The organism is Pseudomonas sp. HP_01 (genome assembly GCF_055284355.1).
Genome location: NZ_JBTOPV010000022.1, coordinates 32,867 through 49,536, shown reverse-complemented (window position 1 = coordinate 49,536; position 16,670 = coordinate 32,867). Strand labels below are relative to the sequence as shown.

The window sequence follows — 16,670 nt, the reverse complement described above, 5'->3', positions numbered from 1 at the left end:
CATGTCTCTTCTGCTTCCCGCTCACGTCTTGCACAGCCGGTCTTACAAGCAAAACACGCAGGCCTCACGGCCTGCGCCTGATTCACGAACGTGCGCGCCACTCGCCAAGACGACCGCGCAACCGCGCTGCGCATTGGCTGTGCAACTGACTGACCCGCGATTCGCTGACCCCCAGGACCTCACCGATTTCCTTGAGGTTCAGCTCTTCGTCGTAGTACAGCGACAACACCAGACGTTCACGTTCGGGCAAATTGGCGATGGCCTCGGCCAGCGCAGCCTGGAAGCGCTCGTCTTCCAGATCCCGCGACGGTTCGAGGGACTGGCTCGCGCCGTCCTCGTGCAGCCCTTCATGTTCGCCGTCCTGCAACAGGTCGTCGAAACTGAACAGGCGGCTGCCCAGGGTATCGTTCAAAATCCCGTAATAATCGTCGAGACTCATTTCAAGTTCGGCAGCAACCTCGTGATCTTTAGCGTCACGACCGGTTTTTGCTTCAATTGCACGAATTGCGTCGCTGACCATGCGCGTGTTGCGGTGGACCGAGCGCGGTGCCCAGTCCCCCTTGCGCACTTCGTCAAGCATCGCGCCACGGATACGAATACCCGCGTACGTCTCGAAGCTGGCCCCTTTGGTGGAGTCGTATTTGGTCGACACTTCGAGCAAACCAATCATGCCCGCCTGGATCAAGTCCTCGACCTGAACACTTGCTGGCAGACGCGCCAGCAAGTGGTAGGCGATTCGTTTGACCAGCGGGGCATAACGCTCGATCAGCTCATACTGGGAGTCTTTGGACGATTTGCTGTACATGCGATAGCCACTTGCTGTCATGAGACGGGCCCTGCGCTGGTGTGATGCACGAGGCGCTCTACGAAAAATTCCAGGTGACCGCGCGGGTTCGCCGGCAGCGGCCAAGTGTCGACTTTCTGCGCAATGGCCTTGAACGCCAGGGCACATTTGGAACGCGGAAACGCTTCGTACACGGCGCGCTGCTTCTGCACGGCCTTGCGTACGCACTCGTCGTACGGCACCGCGCCTACATACTGCAGGGCCACGTCGAGAAAACGGTCGGTGACTTTCGTCAGCTTGGCGAAGAGGTTGCGCCCTTCCTGCGGGCTCTGGGCCATGTTGGCCAGGACGCGGAAGCGGTTCATGCCGTAATCGCGGTTGAGCAGTTTGATCAGGGCGTAGGCGTCGGTGATCGACGTGGGCTCGTCGCACACCACCAGCAGCACTTCCTGGGCGGCGCGGACGAAGCTCACCACCGATTCGCCAATACCGGCGGCAGTATCGATGACCAGCACATCGAGGTTGTCGCCGATGTCACTGAAGGCCTGAATCAATCCGGCATGCTGCGCCGGGGTCAGGTGGACCATGCTCTGGGTGCCCGATGCCGCCGGCACAATGCGTACGCCGCCCGGCCCCTGCAGCAGGACATCGCGGAGCTCGCACCGCCCCTCCATGACGTCAGCCAGGGTGCGCTTGGGGGTCAGGCCCAACAATACGTCGACGTTGGCCAGACCCAGATCGGCGTCCAGCAGCATGACGCGACGTCCCAGCTCGGCCAGCGCCAGTGAAAGATTCACTGAAACGTTGGTCTTGCCTACGCCACCTTTGCCACCGGTTACCGCGATAACCTGTACGGGATGCATGCTGCCCATGTTAGTTGTTTACCTTGTCTTGCTTAGACCTAAGCCACATGTCGGGCTGCACGTTCAGTGCCTGAACAATGCCTGGCAGACCATCGATGCAGGAAAATTCCACTGTCATTTTCTCTACCTAGCCCGCGCGCTTGCCGGTGCTGTGATAAAGATCCGCAAACATATCCGCCATCGCTTCCTCGCTAGGCTCCTCCTGCATCTGCACGCTGACAGCCCGGCTCACCAATTGGTGCCGACGCGGCAAATGCAGATCGTCCGGTATCCGTGGGCCATCCGTCAGATAGGCCACAGGCAGTTCGTGTGTCACGGCCAGGCTGAGCACTTCGCCCAGGCTGGCCGTTTCGTCGAGCTTGGTCAGGATGCACCCGGCCAGGCCGCAACGTTTGTAACTGTGATAAGCCGCTGACAGCACCTGCTTCTGGCTGGTTGTTGCCAACACCAGGTAGTTGCGCGCCTTGATGCCACGGCCGGCGAGGGTTTCCAGTTGCAGACGCAGTGCCGGATCGCTGGCTTGCAGGCCGGCGGTGTCGATCAACACCACGCGCTTGCGCAACAGCGGCTCCAGTGCCTGTGCCAGGGACTGGCCCGGGTCGACGTGGGTGACCGGTACATTGAGGATCCGGCCCAGGGTTTTAAGCTGTTCCTGAGCGCCAATGCGGAAACTGTCCATGCTCACCAGCGCGATATTTTGCGCGCCGTATTTCAACACATATCGGGCCGCCAGTTTAGCCAGCGTGGTGGTTTTACCCATGCCGGCAGGGCCGACCATGGCAATCACACCACCCTCTTCCAGCGGCTCGACGTCCGGAGTGGCAATCATGCGGGCCAGATGGGCCAACAACATGCGCCAGGTATGGGCCTGATCACCGGATTCCGGGACCATCGCCAGCAGATCGCGGGACAGCGGGCCGGAGAGGCCGACGCGTTGCAGACGGCGCCACAGATTGGCCTGCTGCGGACGGCTGCCTTGCAGCTGGTTCCAGGCCAGCGAGCCCAGCTGGACTTCCAGCAGTTCGCGCAGGCCGTTCAATTCGGAGCGCATCGCTTCGTAAGCACGGTCGCCTACGGCAGGCTCGGCGTTGCGCTCGGCACGCTCGGCGGCCACAGCGGCGTGGATCGACGGGCGGAACGGTTCTTCCAGGGTCGGTTCGATCTGCTTGCTGTCATCCATCGCCAGACCGACGAACAACTGGCGATTGGCAACAGTGTCCAGCTCGCTGCGGTGGGTCAGTTCAGCCTGAGCGGTGACGATGCGCGATTGAGTCTTGCGCAGCTCTTCTTCGAGTTCGATGTTCGGCACACGTGGGGCCAGCGCAGACAACTTGTAATCCAGGGCCGCGGTCAGTTCCACGCCGCCGGCGATCCGCCGGTTCCCGATGATGGCGGCTTCAGCGCCCAGCTCATCGCGAACCAGTTTCATGGCTTGTCGCATATCGGCGGCGAAAAAACGCTTAACTTGCATGACTCACTACCTCAGCCGTTAGGCCCGACAGTCGCTACGATGGTGACTTGCTTATTGTCAGGAATTTCCTGGTAAGCCAAAACATGCATATTCGGTACAGCCAACCGTCCAAAGCGGGACAACATGGCGCGAACCGGACCTGCGACCAACAAAATAACCGGCTGCCCCTGCATCTCCTGACGCTGCGCCGCTTCGATCAACGAGCGCTGAAGTTTCTCAGCCATGCTCGGTTCGAGTAGAACGCCTTCTTCCTGACCCTGACCTGCCTTCTGCAGACTATTTAGCAAGATCTGTTCCAACCTTGGCTCAAGGGTGATCACAGGCAGCTCCGGCTCAATGCCGACAATGCTTTGGACGATTGCGCGGGACAATCCGACCCGTACGGCAGCCACCAGCGCGGCGGTATCTTGACTACGTGCAGCGTTGTTGGCTATGGCTTCGGCGATGGAGCGGATGTCACGAACCGGGACCTGCTCGGCGAGCAGCGCCTGCAGCACCTTCAGCAGGGCCGACAGCGACAGCACGCCAGGGACCAGTTCTTCCGCCAGTTTCGGCGATCCCTTGGCCAGAAGAGCCATCAATTGCTGGACTTCCTCGTGGCCGATCAATTCGTGAGAGTGCTTGTAGAGGATCTGGTTCAAGTGGGTTGCCACCACGGTACTGGCGTCCACCACGGTGTAACCGAGGGACTGCGCCTGGGCGCGCTGGCTGATTTCGATCCAGACGGCCTCCAGACCAAACGCCGGGTCTTTGGCAGTGATGCCGTTGAGGCTGCCAAATACCTGGCCGGGATTGATGGCCAGTTCGCGGTCCGGGTAGATCTCGGCTTCGGCCAGGGTCACGCCCATCAGCGTCAGGCGATAGGCGCTGGGCGCCAGGTCGAGGTTGTCGCGGATGTGCACGGTCGGCATGAGAAAGCCCAGCTCCTGGGAGAGCTTCTTGCGCACGCCTTTGATCCGCGCCAGCAATTGACCACCCTGGTTGCGGTCCACCAGCGGAATCAGGCGGTAGCCGACTTCCAGGCCGATCATGTCGATCGGGGTGACGTCGTCCCAGCCCAGCTCCTTGGATTCCTGCGCGCGGGTCGGCGATGGCAGCAGCTCTTGCTGACGCTTGACCTCTTGCACCGCAGCGAGCTTGACCTGGTTCTCTTTCTTCCACAGCAGGTAGGCGCCGCCGGCGGCGACCAGACCCAGGCTGATGAAGGAGAAGTGCGGCATGCCCGGGACCAGGCCCATGACGATCATGATCCCGGCCGACACCGCGAGCGCTTTGTGGGAGGCGAACATCTGGCGGCCGACCAGTTTGCCCATTTCTTCCGAACCGGACGCACGGGTCACCATGATCGCGGCCGCGGTGGACAGCAGCAGTGATGGCAATTGCGCCACCAAACCGTCACCGATGGTCAGCAGCGCGTAGACCTTGCCGGCGTCGCCGAAGGTCATGCCGTGTTGCAGGATGCCCACCAGCATGCCGCCGATGAGGTTGATGAAGAGGATCAGCAGGCCGGCGATGGCGTCACCGCGGACGAATTTGCTGGCACCGTCCATGGAGCCGTAGAACTCGGCTTCCTGGGCGACTTCAAGGCGACGACGCTTGGCTTCGGGCTGGTCGATGAGGCCGGCGTTGAGGTCGGCGTCGATGGCCATCTGTTTGCCGGGCATGGCGTCGAGGGTGAAGCGCGCGCTCACTTCGGAGATGCGCCCGGCACCTTTGGTGACGACGACGAAGTTGATGATCATGAGGATGGCGAAGACGACGATACCGACGACGTAGTTGCCGCCGATGACGACTTCACCGAATGCCTGGATGACTTTACCGGCGGCGGCGTGGCCGTCCTGGCCGTGGAGCATGACGACGCGGGTGGAGGCGACGTTGAGGGCCAGTCGCAGCAGGGTGGCGACGAGGAGGATGGTCGGGAATACGGAGAAGTCGAGGGGCCGCAGGGCGTAGATACAGACGAGCAGGACGACGATGGACAGGGCGATGTTGAAGGTGAAGAAGACGTCCAGCAGGAACGGCGGCATGGGTAGCATCATCATGGCGAGCATGACGAGGAGCAGTAGCGGTACGCCAAGTTGTCCACGGCCCAGGCCGATCAATCCGGTTCTGGCGTGGGAGATTATCTGAGAGCGTTCCACCGATGGGCACCTGCGCGTTAAATCAATCTTTTGACGCCGAAGCGTTGTATCGGGGTTATTGCAAGAAGGGGTCCAACATTTGGGATTGGGTGAAAATATCAGAGTGCCAGTATTCAGATCCGCGATTTCCGTCGGGTGCGGATGAGTCAAGATCAAAGGCATCTGCCTAACGGCAGACATTTCGCCTTCGGCGAGTTACTTGGAAAAGCACCCCAAGTAACCAAGGGTGCCTGCTCCTGGTTGGGCCCTTCGTTCCTCAGGGTTCCTTCACTCCGGTCCCGCTCCGTGGGCCCGCCGCCATCCGCCATCCATGGCGGGGGGCGGCTCTCGCGGCATCCATGCCGCTCGGCCCACTTCGCGAGACCTGCGTTCAGCCTGCACCCAAGTCGCGTTTTGTGGTGTCTGGAGTTTTTGCGTAGGAAGATCAAAGGCAAAAGCTTCCCGGCTAAAGCCGGTCCTACAGGGCTCGCCGCCGGCCCCGCTCGTGGAACGCGCTGCCTTTAGTGGGACCGGCTTCAGCCGGGAAGAGGCCGGTGTGACCACAACCAATTTCACTGAATGCACGCGGCTTTACTGGCTGAATGCATTCCCCTGTAGGAGCGCGCTTGCCCGCGAACGCGGTGGTTCGGCTGCATTTCAATTCCCTGACACCCTGGGTTCTGATCGTGCTGATCGTTCCCCCGCTCCGCGCGGGAATGCCGCCCTCGACGCTCCGCGTCTCCTAGAGGGGACTGATTTATTTACAGCGCTTCACCGTAAATTAATCTGTCCCCGCCAGCCGCCAAGCGCTAGATCACTTTCACAGCGCGCCCAATGAACTGAATCGGCCCGGTGGGCTTGCCGGTCGGGGAGCCGGCGGGGTTTTCGAGGGTGAGTTCGAAGAGTTGGTTGGGTTGCAGCGGCGGCAGTTTGTTTACCGGGATGGAGAGGCTCTGGCCGGGTTTGACCAGGCCGAGGGACACAGGGCCCTGCCAGCCGTCGGCCTTGGTCCAGAACTGGAGGGCTTTGTCGGTCGGGACTTGGGTGGCGCCCAGGGGGATCAGCTGGATTTCTTCCGGGTTGCTGGCCTGGATGACCCAGCCGGGGGCCTGGTTCTGTGGGGCGACCAGCACCACCAGATACGTCGTCGGGTTCACCGGGGCGGTTCGGGTCAGGAGCATCGAGCCCAGCAGCAATGTCGCCACCAGCCCTGCCCCGGCCAGTCCGCGCCACAGCGCAAGCACATCCCACCACGAATTCCGTTCAACAGCAGGGGTCGCTCGGGGGGCTCGGCGTGCCTGGCTGTCTATGCTGCGCTCGATCCGTCCCCACAGCCGCAGGCTTGGGGTTTGTGGTTCGGCGAGTTCGGTCAAGGCCAGCAGGCGCCCTTCCCATGCGTCCACTGCGGTACGCAAGTCAGCGTCCGTGGCGAGGCGGTTCTGGACCTCGAGTCGTTGCTCGGCCGGCAGTGTGCCTAACACGTACTCGCTGGCCAGCGCGTCCAGTTCGTCGGCACTGTCTGTTGACGGATACCTTGTCATCCCATGCACTCCCGCAATGCCACCAGACTGCGTTTGATCCAGGCTTTTACCGTGCCCAGCGGCGCGCCCACTTTCTGCGCGATCTCCGAGTGCGAATAGCCGTCTACGTACGCATGAAGAATGCAGTTGCGACGCGCCGGTTCCAGTTGTTCAAGGCACCCGTAGATGCGCCCTGAGCGGGCGCGGTATTCGAAGGTGTCGGCTTCGGTTGCGACGTCCAGTGCAGCCTCGGCCAGCACGGCATTTTCGCTCTGTTCACTGACCTGAACGATGTGCGCGTTATCACGCATGAAGTTCAGCGCCAGGTGCCGGGTCACGCTGAAGATCCAGCCACGGGCGGTGCCTCGCGCCGAATCGTAACTGCCGGCGCGGGTCCAGATTTTAATGAAGGCGTCATGCACGATGTCCTCGGCCAGCGCGTCGCTGCGGACGATCCGCTTGGCGACGCCGAGCAGACGTGCGCTTTCCTGGGTGTAGAGGTCGTGCAAGGCCCGCCGCTCACCCCGAGCGCATGCAGCCAGACAGGCTTCGTAGTCAAAACAGTCTTCAGGTAGGGACAAAATGTTCAACCGCCAACGAAAAGAAATACCCCGACCCAAAGGCCGGGGTGACGTCGGTGCAGCGTAGATGACTTTGTGCGTCAGCGGCGCGGCATGACGTGGGACGTTGGTCTACTTGGCCGCCCAGAAAATATAGTCCGCCTGATATTTCACGACTTCCTGCTTGCCCTTGGTCGCCATCGAACACTCCATCTTCGGCGCGACACCGCCTTTGGTCGCCACGCGCTGGATGTAACTGACGTTGCTCATCGCGCCCTTGCCTTCCGCAGGGTTGGCTTTCACCAACTGATACGGAATATCCCCCGTCCCGGCGGGGGCCACCGCGAGCTGTGTGCCGGTGATCTTCGAACCGTCAGCGGCCTGCCACGTCGCCGGTGGCCCGAAGTACGTGCCGACCTGCTTGCCGCTGCGGTCATTCAACACCGCTTTCGGACCGACGAACGTCCATTCGGTCTGACCGGCAGCGTTGGGCTTGTCGCGGCACTCATAGATGATCTCGCCCACGCCCACGGTTTCCATGGCGATCTTGTGACCGTCCGGAACCTTGACCGCGTCAGGCAACGCCATCTGCGCGTACGCCGCCGGCGCCGTGGCCAGCAGGCAAGTGGCTGCCAATGAAACACCGAACGAACCCAGCCATTTTTTAGCGTTCATGCCATCTCTCCATTAGATAAACAGGTCAGCAGCCATCGCTACTTCTTGTACTACCCGGGGGAGAACGAACTGGATGCAGTGAATTGAAAATAAATCTGCGCGGGGAACGGCGGGGGCACGAGGGTTGGAGCTGAAGGGGGGATCAGTGCGCATGGCTTCCGTTGCGGGGCCAGGCCGTGAACCCCGGTGGACAAAGCTGATGTCCACCGGGTGCAGCAGCGATTACGCCAGTGGTTAAGGCATCAGCACCGAGTCGACCACGTGGATGACACCGTTCGACTGCATCACATCAGCGATGCTGACCGCGCTTTTGTTACCTTTAGCGTCCATCACCCACAGCTTCCCGTCATGGGGCATCACGGTGAGGGATTCACCTTGTACGGTTTTCAGCATCACCTTGCCGCCGTTCATTTTGGCGTCCGCCATCAATTGTTTGGCGGTGTGGGTACCGGCGACGACGTGGTACGTCAAAATTTTGGTCAGGTCCGCTTTGTTCTCTGGCTTGACCAGCGTTTCGACGGTGCCGGCGGGCAGTTTAGCGAAGGCTTCGTTGGTGGGAGCGAAGACGGTGAACGGGCCTTTGCTGTTCAGCGTGTCCACCAGACCTGCAGCTTTGACCGCCGCAACGAGGGTGGTGTGGTCCTTGGAGTTGACGGCGTTCTCGACAATGGTCTTGGTCGGGTACATGGCGGCGCCACCCACCATGACGGTGTCGGCGGCAAAGCTCGGTGAAGCAGCGAGGCAGAGGGCGGCGAAGGAGGCTGCGGCAATGCGTTTGGCAATGGTCAACATGGTACTTCTCCTAGATTCTTCGGTCCTTCGGATGAAGGTGAGAGATATACGGAGCAGCGGCCTCAACGGATGCATCACAGTGAAGATATTTTTCCCTGGGCGACGACCGGTCCGGTCGGCAGCCCGCTGGGCGACCCGTTCAGCGGCTCCAGGGTCACGGCCAGCACTGCGCCGCTGGCGAGCAGATCAGCCAGTTGCGGCGTTACGTTTAGCGTTGCGGAAGCATTGGCGGGCAGCAGGCCCAGCGACCGCGGCTTGCCATCGGCAGCGATCACCCATGCTTCGGCACTCTTGCCCGGCCAGTCATTGTGGTGTGTGTTGACGAACAGCACACTGCGCCGATCAGGGTTGATCGTGGCGGCAAACAGCGTATCGCCGCTGCTTTGATCCAGACGCGCCAGCAGTGCAGGCCCTGATGCTGGCGCCGAAACAGGCTGCTGAAGGGTCAGCACCGACGCCAGCAACCCGGCAGCCAGCGCGGCTGTCGTCCAGCGCCAGAGCCCGAGGTTGTTCCACCAGCCTGACGCCCGTGACGGCGGATGACTGGCCCCCGCAAACAATCGCTGCTCAATCCTGCGCCAGGTAGCCGCCGGAGGGCTGGACGCGGGCAATTGACCCAGCCACTCGGCGAAGTGCGCCTGCCACTGCTCCATCGCGCGTTGATGGCGAGGCTCCCGCGCAATCATCGCCTCCACCCGATCACGCTCTTGGCGGTCGAGTACGCCAAGGGCGTACTCCGCGATCAGCAGGTCCGGGGTCTCGTCGGGAGGCAGTGGATGCTCGTTCATAGGCCAAGGCACAAGCGCAGTCGAAGCAACCCGCGACGAATCCAGCTTTTCATCGTCCCCAGCGCAATGCCGTGGCGCTCGGCGAGCTCGGCGTACGAGTAACCCTCGAAGAACGCGACGCGGATATATCGTTGCTGCGCTTCTTCGAGGGTTTCCAGGCAGCGGTCCAACTGGCTGCCCTCCTGCTCGCGTTCGAGAGAGTCCGGGATGGAGTCCTGCGTGGATAATTCGGTGATCGTTTCAAGAGGGTCGTGAGGGCGACGGGCCCTGCGCCGGTCAATGGCCTTGTTGCGCGCCATGGTCGCCAGCCAGGTCATGGCGCTGGCCAGTTGCGGATCGAAGCGAGAGGCCTTCAGCCACGTCATGATGTACACCTCTTGCAGGACCTCTTCAGCCTCGGCCCGATTGCCGGAATAGTGCAGGCAGATACCGAACAGCCTGGCCGACGTGGCGTGATACATCGCCTCGAACGCCAGCCGATCCCCTTTCCCGCAGGCCTGCAACAAGGCATTCAACGCCTCGGCGCCGGACTGAACGTCAGATAACTGGGCTGCATTTGATCGAATGGTCAAGTGGCGAGGCCTTGAGAGTGACTGCGGCCACTCTAGACGGTTTTTGTTTGCGCTGTCATCACGCTGGTGTCGGCTCTCAGTACGAAGATCAAGGGCGCCTGCCTGGGGGCAGACTGTTTCGCCTTCGGCGAGTTACTTGGAAAAGCACCCCAAGTAACCAAGGGTGCCTGCTCCTGGTTTGGCCCGACTTCGTCGGGTTCCCTCACTCCGACGACGCTCCGTGGGCCCGCGCCGAACGGACATCCATGTCCTGACGGCGCTCTCGCGGCATCCATGCCGCTCGACCCACTCCGCGTCGTCTGCGTTCGGCCTGCACCAAAGTCGCGTTTTGTGGTGTTTGGACTATCGCGTAGAAGATCAAGAGCGAAAGCAAAGCAAAGCAAAGCAAAGCAAAGCAAAAGCTTCCCGGCTAAAGCCGGTCCCACTAAAAAACACATCGCGTCCCCCTGTAGGACTGGCTTTAGCCGGGAAGCTCTTGATCTGCGAAGCGCTTTTGATCTTGATCTTCATACACAAAAGCCTCAGTCACCGACAATCGCGACTTGGGTGCAGGCTGAACGCAGGTCTCGCGCAGTGGGCCGAGCCGCATGGATGCGGCGAGAGCGCCGTCAGGACATGGATGTCCGTTCGGCGCGGGCCCACGGAGCGAGACCGAAGTGAAGGAACCCTGACGAAGGAAGGGCCCAACCAGGAGCAAGCACCCTTGGTTACTTGGGGTGCTTTTCCAAGTAACTCGCCGAAGGCGAAACAGTCTGCCCCCAGGCAGACGCCGTTGATCTTAACGATCTTGATCTTGATCTTAACGATCTAGAAGACTTACGAATCCCGCCTCAAATCCGGCGGAATCGGCAGATTATCCCTCAGCGGATCGGGCCGCTTGCCACGCCCCGCCCGATACTGACGAATCTGATACACATACGCCAACACCTGCGCCACCGCCAGATACAACCCCGCCGGAATCTCCTGATCCAACTCCGTGCTGTAATAAATCGACCGCGCCAGCGCCGGCGACTGCAACAACAAAATCTCATGCTGCACCGCAATCTCACGAATCTTCAGCGCCATGAAATCACTGCCCTTGGCCAACAGAATCGGCGCGCCGCCCCGCTCCGCGTCATACTTCAACGCCACCGCATAGTGCGTCGGGTTCGTGATGATCACATCCGCCTCGGGAATCGCCGCCATCATCCGCCGCTGCGACATCTCCCGCTGCAACTGACGAATCCGCTGCTTGACCTCCGGCCGCCCCTCACTGTCCTTATGCTCATCGCGCACCTCCTGCTTGGTCATCAGCAGCTTCTTGTGCGACTCCCACAACTGCACCGGCACATCGATTGCCGCGATGATCAACAACCCCATCGCCATCCACAGCGTGCTCCAACCCACCAGCTGCAAACTGTGCACCACCGCCATCTCCAGCGGCTCCTTGGAGATGGCAACCAGATCGTCCTTGTCCTTCATCAGCACCACCAGCGCAACTGCCAGCACAATCAAGAACTTCGCAAACGACTTCAGCAGCTCGATCAGCGCCTTGGGCGAGAACATCCGCTTGATGCCGGCGGCCGGGTTCATGCGGCTGAACTTGGGCGCCAGCGAACCGGCGGCAAACAGCCAGCCGCCCAGGGAAATGGGGCCGACGAACGCCGCCACGGTCAACGCCAGCAAAATCGGCTGCACCGACACCAGGGCCGCCTTGCCCGAGGCCATCAGCATGATCGCCATGCTGCGCTCGTCGAGAATCGCCTCGCGGGTGATGGTGAAATTGTCGCGCATCAACTGCATCATCATTTCCGCAATGGAACCGCCAAACGCCAGCAGCCCTGCGGCGCCCACGATCATCACCACAACCGTGTTGAGCTCCTTGGAGCGGGCGATCTCGCCCTTCTCCCGGGCGTCGCGTTTGCGTTTGTCCGTGGGGTCTTCTGTCTTGTCCTGACCACTCTCGCTTTCGGCCATGTCAGCGCGCCTTGACCAGGTCTCTGAGCAACTGCAAGGCGTTGACCGCCAGCGGTTGGTATTGATTGAGGATGTCGCCGAGGGTGATCCACAGAATCACCATGCCCAGCACCAGCGTCAGGGGGAAACCGATCGAAAAGATATTCAGCTGAGGTGCCGCGCGGGTCATCACGCCCATGGCGATGTTGACCACCAGCAGTGCAGCGATCGCCGGCAGCACCAGCACCAGCGCCGCGCCGAGCACCCAGCCCAGACGCATCACCAGCAGCCAGATGTCCGCCGTAGCGAAGCCCTGCCCCACCGGCAAGGTGGTGAAGCTCTCGATGAGGATTTCGAACACGACCAGATGGGCGTTCATGGCCAGGAACAGCAGGGTCACGAGCATGGTGAAGAACTGCCCGACCGTCGCGATCGACACGCCGTTGACCGGGTCGACCATCGACGCGAAGCCCATGCCCATCTGGATGCCGATGACCTGCCCGGCAATCACGAAGGTCTGGAAAAACAACTGCAGCGACAGTCCGAGCCCGGCGCCAATGATGATCTGTTGCGCGATCAGCAGCAGACCGCTGAGGTCGAGGGCACTTACGGCGGGCATCGGTGGCAGGCTTGGCGCGACGACGACGGTGATCGCCAGCGCCAGATAAAGCCGCACGCGCTTGGGCACCAGCGCGGTTCCGATCATCGGCATGGTCATCAGCAGCGCGCCGATGCGAAACAGCGGCAGCATGAACGCCGCCACCCAGGTGCTGATCTGGGTGTCGGTCAACGCCAGCACAGGTTCCATCGAGGGGTCAGCCGATCACTTGGGGAATGCTGGTGTACAGGTTGGTGATGTACTCCATGAAGGTGCGCACCATCCACGGGCCGACGACGATCAGTGTCACCAGCATGACCAACAGACGAGGCAGAAAGCTCAGGGTCTGTTCGTTGATCTGCGTCGCGGCCTGAAACATCGAGACGATCAGACCAACCACCAGGCTTGGCACCACCAGAATGGCGACCATGGTCGTGGTCAGCCACAGCGCTTCGCGAAACAGGTCGACGGCTACTTCCGGGGTCATGCTGCGCACTCCACATCAGACAGGTTCATACGCCACCAAAACTGCCGGCCAGGGTGCCGATGATCAGCGCCCAGCCATCCACCAGCACGAACAGCATGATTTTGAACGGCAGGGAAATGATCAGCGGCGACAGCATCATCATGCCCATGGCCATCAGGATACTCGCCACTACCAGATCGATGATCAGGAACGGAATGAAGATCATGAAGCCGATCTGGAACGCCGTTTTCAATTCGGAGGTGACGAACGCCGGCACCAGAATCGTCAGCGGCGCCGCATCAGGGGTCGCAATGTCGGTGCGCTTGGACAGGCGCATGAACAGCTCAAGGTCGCTTGAACGGGTTTGCGCCAGCATGAAGTCCTTGATCGGCACTTCGGCCTTGGCCACGGCATCCTGAGCGGTGAGTTTTTCCGCCAGGTACGGCTGCAAGGCATCGTTGTTCACCCGGTCGAACACCGGCGCCATGATGAACATGGTCAGAAACAGCGCCATGCCGGTGAGGATCTGGTTGGACGGCGTCTGTTGCAGGCCCAGGGCCTGACGCAGGATCGAGAAGACGATGATGATCCGCGTAAAGCTGGTCATCAGCATGACGAACGCCGGGATGAAGCTCAGCGCGGTCATGATCAGCAGGATCTGCAGGCTGACCGAATATTCCTGCTGGCCGTTGGCGCCGGTGCCCAGCGTGATGGCCGGGATCGACAACGGATCGGCGCCGAACGCCAACGGCGCTGCAAGCAACAACAGCAGCGTCAAAACAATGCGCATCAGTTCGTGTCCTTCTGATCCGAAGTACCTGGCGTACCTGATTTCTTACCTGCGGCACCGAACAGAGTCTTGCCCGGGCGTTGCCCGGCCGCGCCCTTGTTGCCCAGCGCTTCAAGCAAGCGCTTTGCAAATTCCGGCTGGACGCTTTGTGGGTCGGGAACGTCGACCGGCTCGTTCATCACGTGCAATGCGGTGATGCTGCCGGGCGATACGCCAAGCAGAACCTGTTCGTTGCCGACCTGCACCAGCACCAGCCGATCGCGAGTCCCCAGGGCGCGGGAGCCGACCAGCTTGATCACCTGATTGCCGGCCGGGCCCGCACGCTGCACCCGGCGCATCAGCCAGGCCAGCACGAAGATCAGCCCGATCACCAGCAGCAGACCCAGCACCAGTTGCAGCAACTGGCCGGCCATCCCGCCGCTCAGGGTACCGGCCACCGGCGCAGTGACCGCCGGCGTTGTGGTCGCAGCCGTCGCGGCAGCCGATGTCGTCGCCGTCGTTGCAGCAGGCGCGCCAGGCGTCGCCGGATCCGCCGCCATCACGGCCCAGGACAACGCCAGCAGCGGCAGGCTCGACAGGGTTCTGATCACGCCGCGCACTTAACGCAGCTTCTTGATACGTTCGCTCGGGCTGATCACGTCGGTCAGACGGATGCCGAACTTCTCATTCACCACCACCACCTCGCCGTGGGCGATCAGGGTGCCATTGACCAGCACGTCCAGCGGCTCGCCGGCCAGACGGTCCAGCTCGATCACCGAGCCCTGGTTGAGCTGCAGCAGGTTGCGGATGTTGATGTCGGTGCTGCCCACTTCCATGGAGATCGACACCGGGATATCAAGAATCACGTCCAGGTTAGGGCCGTCGAGCGTGACCGCGCCGTTGTTTTTCGGCACGCCGCCAAATTCTTCCATCGACATGCGGTTGGCGGAATTGCCGGCGTCGGCGGCCAGCAGCGCGTCGATGTCCGCTTGCCCGTCCCCGGATTCACCCAGTGCAGCAGCCCACTCGTCGGCCAGAGCCTGGTCGTCTGCAGAAGTCATATCGTTGTCATTAGCCATGGTTGCCTCGGGGAACATTGATTCGTTAACGCAGCACATTCGTTTTGTCGGCGACGGAGGGTCACCGGCGTTCTATGGGTTCGACCACTTGCAGGGCCAGGTTGCCCTTGTGCGAACCCAGTTTGACCTTGAAGGACGGCACGCCGTTGGCGCGCATGACCAGGTGTTCCGGCAGCTCGACCGGGATCACGTCGCCCGGCTGCATGTGCAGGATGTCGCGCAGCTTGAGCTGACGCGTGGCGACCGCGACGCGCAGCGGCACCGACACGTCTAGCACATCCTGCTTGAGCGCATTGACCCAGCGTTCGTCCTGGTCGTCGACGTCCGACTGGAAACCGGCGTCGAGCATTTCGCGCACCGGCTCGATCATCGAGTACGGCATGGTCACGTGAAGATCGCCGCCACCGCCGTCCAGTTCGATATGGAACGTGGACACCACAATGGCCTCGCTCGGACCAACGATGTTGGCCATGGCCGGGTTCACTTCCGAGTTGATGTACTCGAAGTTGACTTCCATGATCGCCTGCCAGGCTTCTTTCAAATCAATGAAGGCCTGATCCAGCACGATGCGCACCACGCGCAGCTCGGTCGGGGTGAATTCACGCCCTTCGATCTTGGCGTGACGGCCATCGCCGCCAAAGAAGTTGTCCACCAGCTTGAACACCAGCTTGGCGTCGAGGATGAACAGCGCGGTGCCGCGCAGGGGTTTGATCTTGACCAGATTGAGACTGGTCGGCACGTACAGCGAGTGCACGTATTCGCCGAACTTCATCACCTGCACACCCCCCACGGCCACGTCGGCGGAGCGGCGCAGCAGGTTGAACATGCTGATGCGGGTGTAGCGGGCGAAACGCTCGTTGATCATTTCCAGGGTCGGCATGCGTCCGCGGACGATCCGATCCTGGCTGGTGAGGTCGTAACTTTTTACGCTGCCAGGATCGGCAACACTATCGGTCTGCACCAGACCGTCGTCGACGCCATGCAGCAGCGCGTCGATCTCATCCTGGGACAGCAGGTCTTGCACGGCCATGTCGTGGTCCTACTGCAGTACGTAGTTAGTGAAAAGTACCTGTTCGATCACGCTCTTGCTCAGCTCTTTCTGGCCCACTTCCTGGACCACGGCTGCAGCTTTCTGGCGCAGCATTTCCATACCCACCGGCGTTGCGATGGTATCGAATGGCTGACCGGAGAACATCATCACCAGGTTATTACGGATGACCGGCATGTGCGCTTTCAACGCTTCGAGGTCGGCCTTGTCACGGGCCAGCAAGGTGATGCTGACCTGCATGTAGCGCTGACGGCCGTTGACGTTGTAGTTGACGACGAAGGGCGGCGTCAGGGGTTCGAAGATCGCCTCTTTTTTGGCATTCGCCGCTTCCGCAATGGCGGCTGCATCCGGCTTGCTCTCGGCCTTGTGCATGATGAACCAGGTCGCGCCCACCGACACACCAATGGCCAGCAGCAGCCCCACCACTATGAGGATGATGACTTTTAACTTGCCCTTTTTTGCAGGGTCCGCCACTGCTGCGTCGTCACTCTTCGCCATGCCAATAATCCGTCACTATCCAAGGGGTTCGGTGTTGCGTGACAGAGGAAGAGCAAGGGTTGTGCCACATGGTCAGCTTCAAGCTGCAAGAAGTAAGCGGCAAGCTAATGCAAAAAGCGGCAAGGCCTGAGA

General features: G+C 61.2%; 18 protein-coding genes and 1 pseudogene. All 19 read right to left on the bottom strand.

Annotated features, from left to right (window positions below):
• Positions 1 to 82: 82 nt before the first annotated feature.
• The 19 genes and pseudogenes from fliA to fliL all read right to left on the bottom strand — a co-directional run bounded on the left by fliA (position 83) and on the right by fliL (position 16,538).
• Positions 83 to 826, bottom strand: coding sequence for an RNA polymerase sigma factor FliA (gene fliA / locus ACYAR8_RS13555; RefSeq protein WP_074892894.1), 744 nt, complete (start codon positions 824 to 826; stop codon positions 83 to 85).
• Positions 823 to 1,656, bottom strand: a complete 834-nt coding sequence (gene fleN, locus ACYAR8_RS13550; protein WP_074892896.1) for a flagellar synthesis regulator FleN — start codon at positions 1,654 to 1,656, stop codon at positions 823 to 825. Before fleN ends, fliA begins: the two co-directional genes overlap by 4 nt.
• A gap of 118 nt (positions 1,657 to 1,774) precedes the next feature.
• Positions 1,775 to 3,118, bottom strand: a complete 1,344-nt coding sequence (gene flhF / locus ACYAR8_RS13545) for a flagellar biosynthesis protein FlhF (protein WP_074892898.1) — start codon at positions 3,116 to 3,118, stop codon at positions 1,775 to 1,777.
• Between the two features lie 11 nt (positions 3,119 to 3,129).
• Positions 3,130 to 5,259 (bottom strand): flagellar biosynthesis protein FlhA, encoded by a 2,130-nt coding sequence (gene flhA / locus ACYAR8_RS13540; RefSeq protein ID WP_463580149.1) that lies wholly within the window; start codon positions 5,257 to 5,259, stop codon positions 3,130 to 3,132.
• A 788-nt stretch (positions 5,260 to 6,047) separates the two neighbouring features.
• Positions 6,048 to 6,779, bottom strand: a complete 732-nt coding sequence (locus ACYAR8_RS13535; RefSeq protein WP_463580148.1) for an anti-sigma factor — start codon at positions 6,777 to 6,779, stop codon at positions 6,048 to 6,050.
• Entirely contained in the window at positions 6,776 to 7,339 is a 564-nt protein-coding gene (locus tag ACYAR8_RS13530) for a sigma-70 family RNA polymerase sigma factor (RefSeq protein ID WP_463580147.1), read from the bottom strand. Before ACYAR8_RS13530 ends, ACYAR8_RS13535 begins: the two co-directional genes overlap by 4 nt.
• Positions 7,340 to 7,450: 111 nt before the next feature.
• Positions 7,451 to 7,993, bottom strand: a complete 543-nt coding sequence (locus ACYAR8_RS13525; protein ID WP_463580146.1) for a DUF3455 domain-containing protein — start codon at positions 7,991 to 7,993, stop codon at positions 7,451 to 7,453.
• Between the two features lie 234 nt (positions 7,994 to 8,227).
• A complete protein-coding gene (locus tag ACYAR8_RS13520) occupies positions 8,228 to 8,785 on the bottom strand; it encodes a fasciclin domain-containing protein (protein WP_074892907.1) in 558 nt (185 codons plus the stop codon).
• A 74-nt stretch (positions 8,786 to 8,859) separates the two neighbouring features.
• Positions 8,860 to 9,573: an anti-sigma factor gene (locus ACYAR8_RS13515; protein WP_074892909.1), complete on the bottom strand. Its 714-nt coding sequence runs from the start codon at positions 9,571 to 9,573 to the stop codon at positions 8,860 to 8,862.
• The gene (locus ACYAR8_RS13510) at positions 9,570 to 10,145 is read right to left on the bottom strand and encodes a sigma-70 family RNA polymerase sigma factor (protein ID WP_463580145.1); all 576 of its coding nucleotides are present in this window, start codon (positions 10,143 to 10,145) and stop codon (positions 9,570 to 9,572) included. Before ACYAR8_RS13510 ends, ACYAR8_RS13515 begins: the two co-directional genes overlap by 4 nt.
• 357 nt (positions 10,146 to 10,502) lie before the next feature.
• On the bottom strand, positions 10,503 to 10,655 hold the full coding sequence (locus ACYAR8_RS13505; protein ID WP_463580144.1) for a hypothetical protein: 153 nt from the start codon (positions 10,653 to 10,655) through the stop codon (positions 10,503 to 10,505).
• A gap of 306 nt (positions 10,656 to 10,961) precedes the next feature.
• Entirely contained in the window at positions 10,962 to 12,101 is a 1,140-nt protein-coding gene (flhB, locus tag ACYAR8_RS13500; protein WP_463580143.1) for a flagellar biosynthesis protein FlhB, read from the bottom strand.
• A gap of 1 nt (position 12,102) precedes the next feature.
• Positions 12,103 to 12,888 carry a flagellar biosynthetic protein FliR gene (gene fliR, locus ACYAR8_RS13495; RefSeq protein WP_463580142.1) on the bottom strand — a complete coding sequence of 262 codons (786 nt, stop codon included), beginning with the start codon at positions 12,886 to 12,888 and terminating at the stop codon, positions 12,103 to 12,105.
• A 7-nt stretch (positions 12,889 to 12,895) separates the two neighbouring features.
• Positions 12,896 to 13,165, bottom strand: a complete 270-nt coding sequence (fliQ, locus tag ACYAR8_RS13490) for a flagellar biosynthesis protein FliQ (protein ID WP_074892972.1) — start codon at positions 13,163 to 13,165, stop codon at positions 12,896 to 12,898.
• Positions 13,166 to 13,190: 25 nt separating this feature from the next.
• Positions 13,191 to 13,934, bottom strand: a complete 744-nt coding sequence (gene fliP / locus ACYAR8_RS13485; RefSeq protein WP_074892974.1) for a flagellar type III secretion system pore protein FliP — start codon at positions 13,932 to 13,934, stop codon at positions 13,191 to 13,193.
• A gap of 101 nt (positions 13,935 to 14,035) precedes the next feature.
• Positions 14,036 to 14,473 (bottom strand): annotated as a pseudogene (gene fliO / locus ACYAR8_RS13480) (flagellar biosynthetic protein FliO); the annotation flags it as partial.
• Between the two features lie 60 nt (positions 14,474 to 14,533).
• Positions 14,534 to 14,992, bottom strand: coding sequence for a flagellar motor switch protein FliN (fliN, locus tag ACYAR8_RS13475; protein ID WP_074893017.1), 459 nt, complete (start codon positions 14,990 to 14,992; stop codon positions 14,534 to 14,536).
• 61 nt (positions 14,993 to 15,053) lie between these two features.
• Complete coding sequence (gene fliM / locus ACYAR8_RS13470; protein ID WP_074892976.1) at positions 15,054 to 16,022, bottom strand: flagellar motor switch protein FliM; 969 nt, start codon at positions 16,020 to 16,022, stop codon at positions 15,054 to 15,056.
• A 9-nt stretch (positions 16,023 to 16,031) separates the two neighbouring features.
• Positions 16,032 to 16,538, bottom strand: a complete 507-nt coding sequence (gene fliL, locus ACYAR8_RS13465) for a flagellar basal body-associated protein FliL (RefSeq protein ID WP_074892978.1) — start codon at positions 16,536 to 16,538, stop codon at positions 16,032 to 16,034.
• Positions 16,539 to 16,670 lie beyond the last annotated feature (132 nt).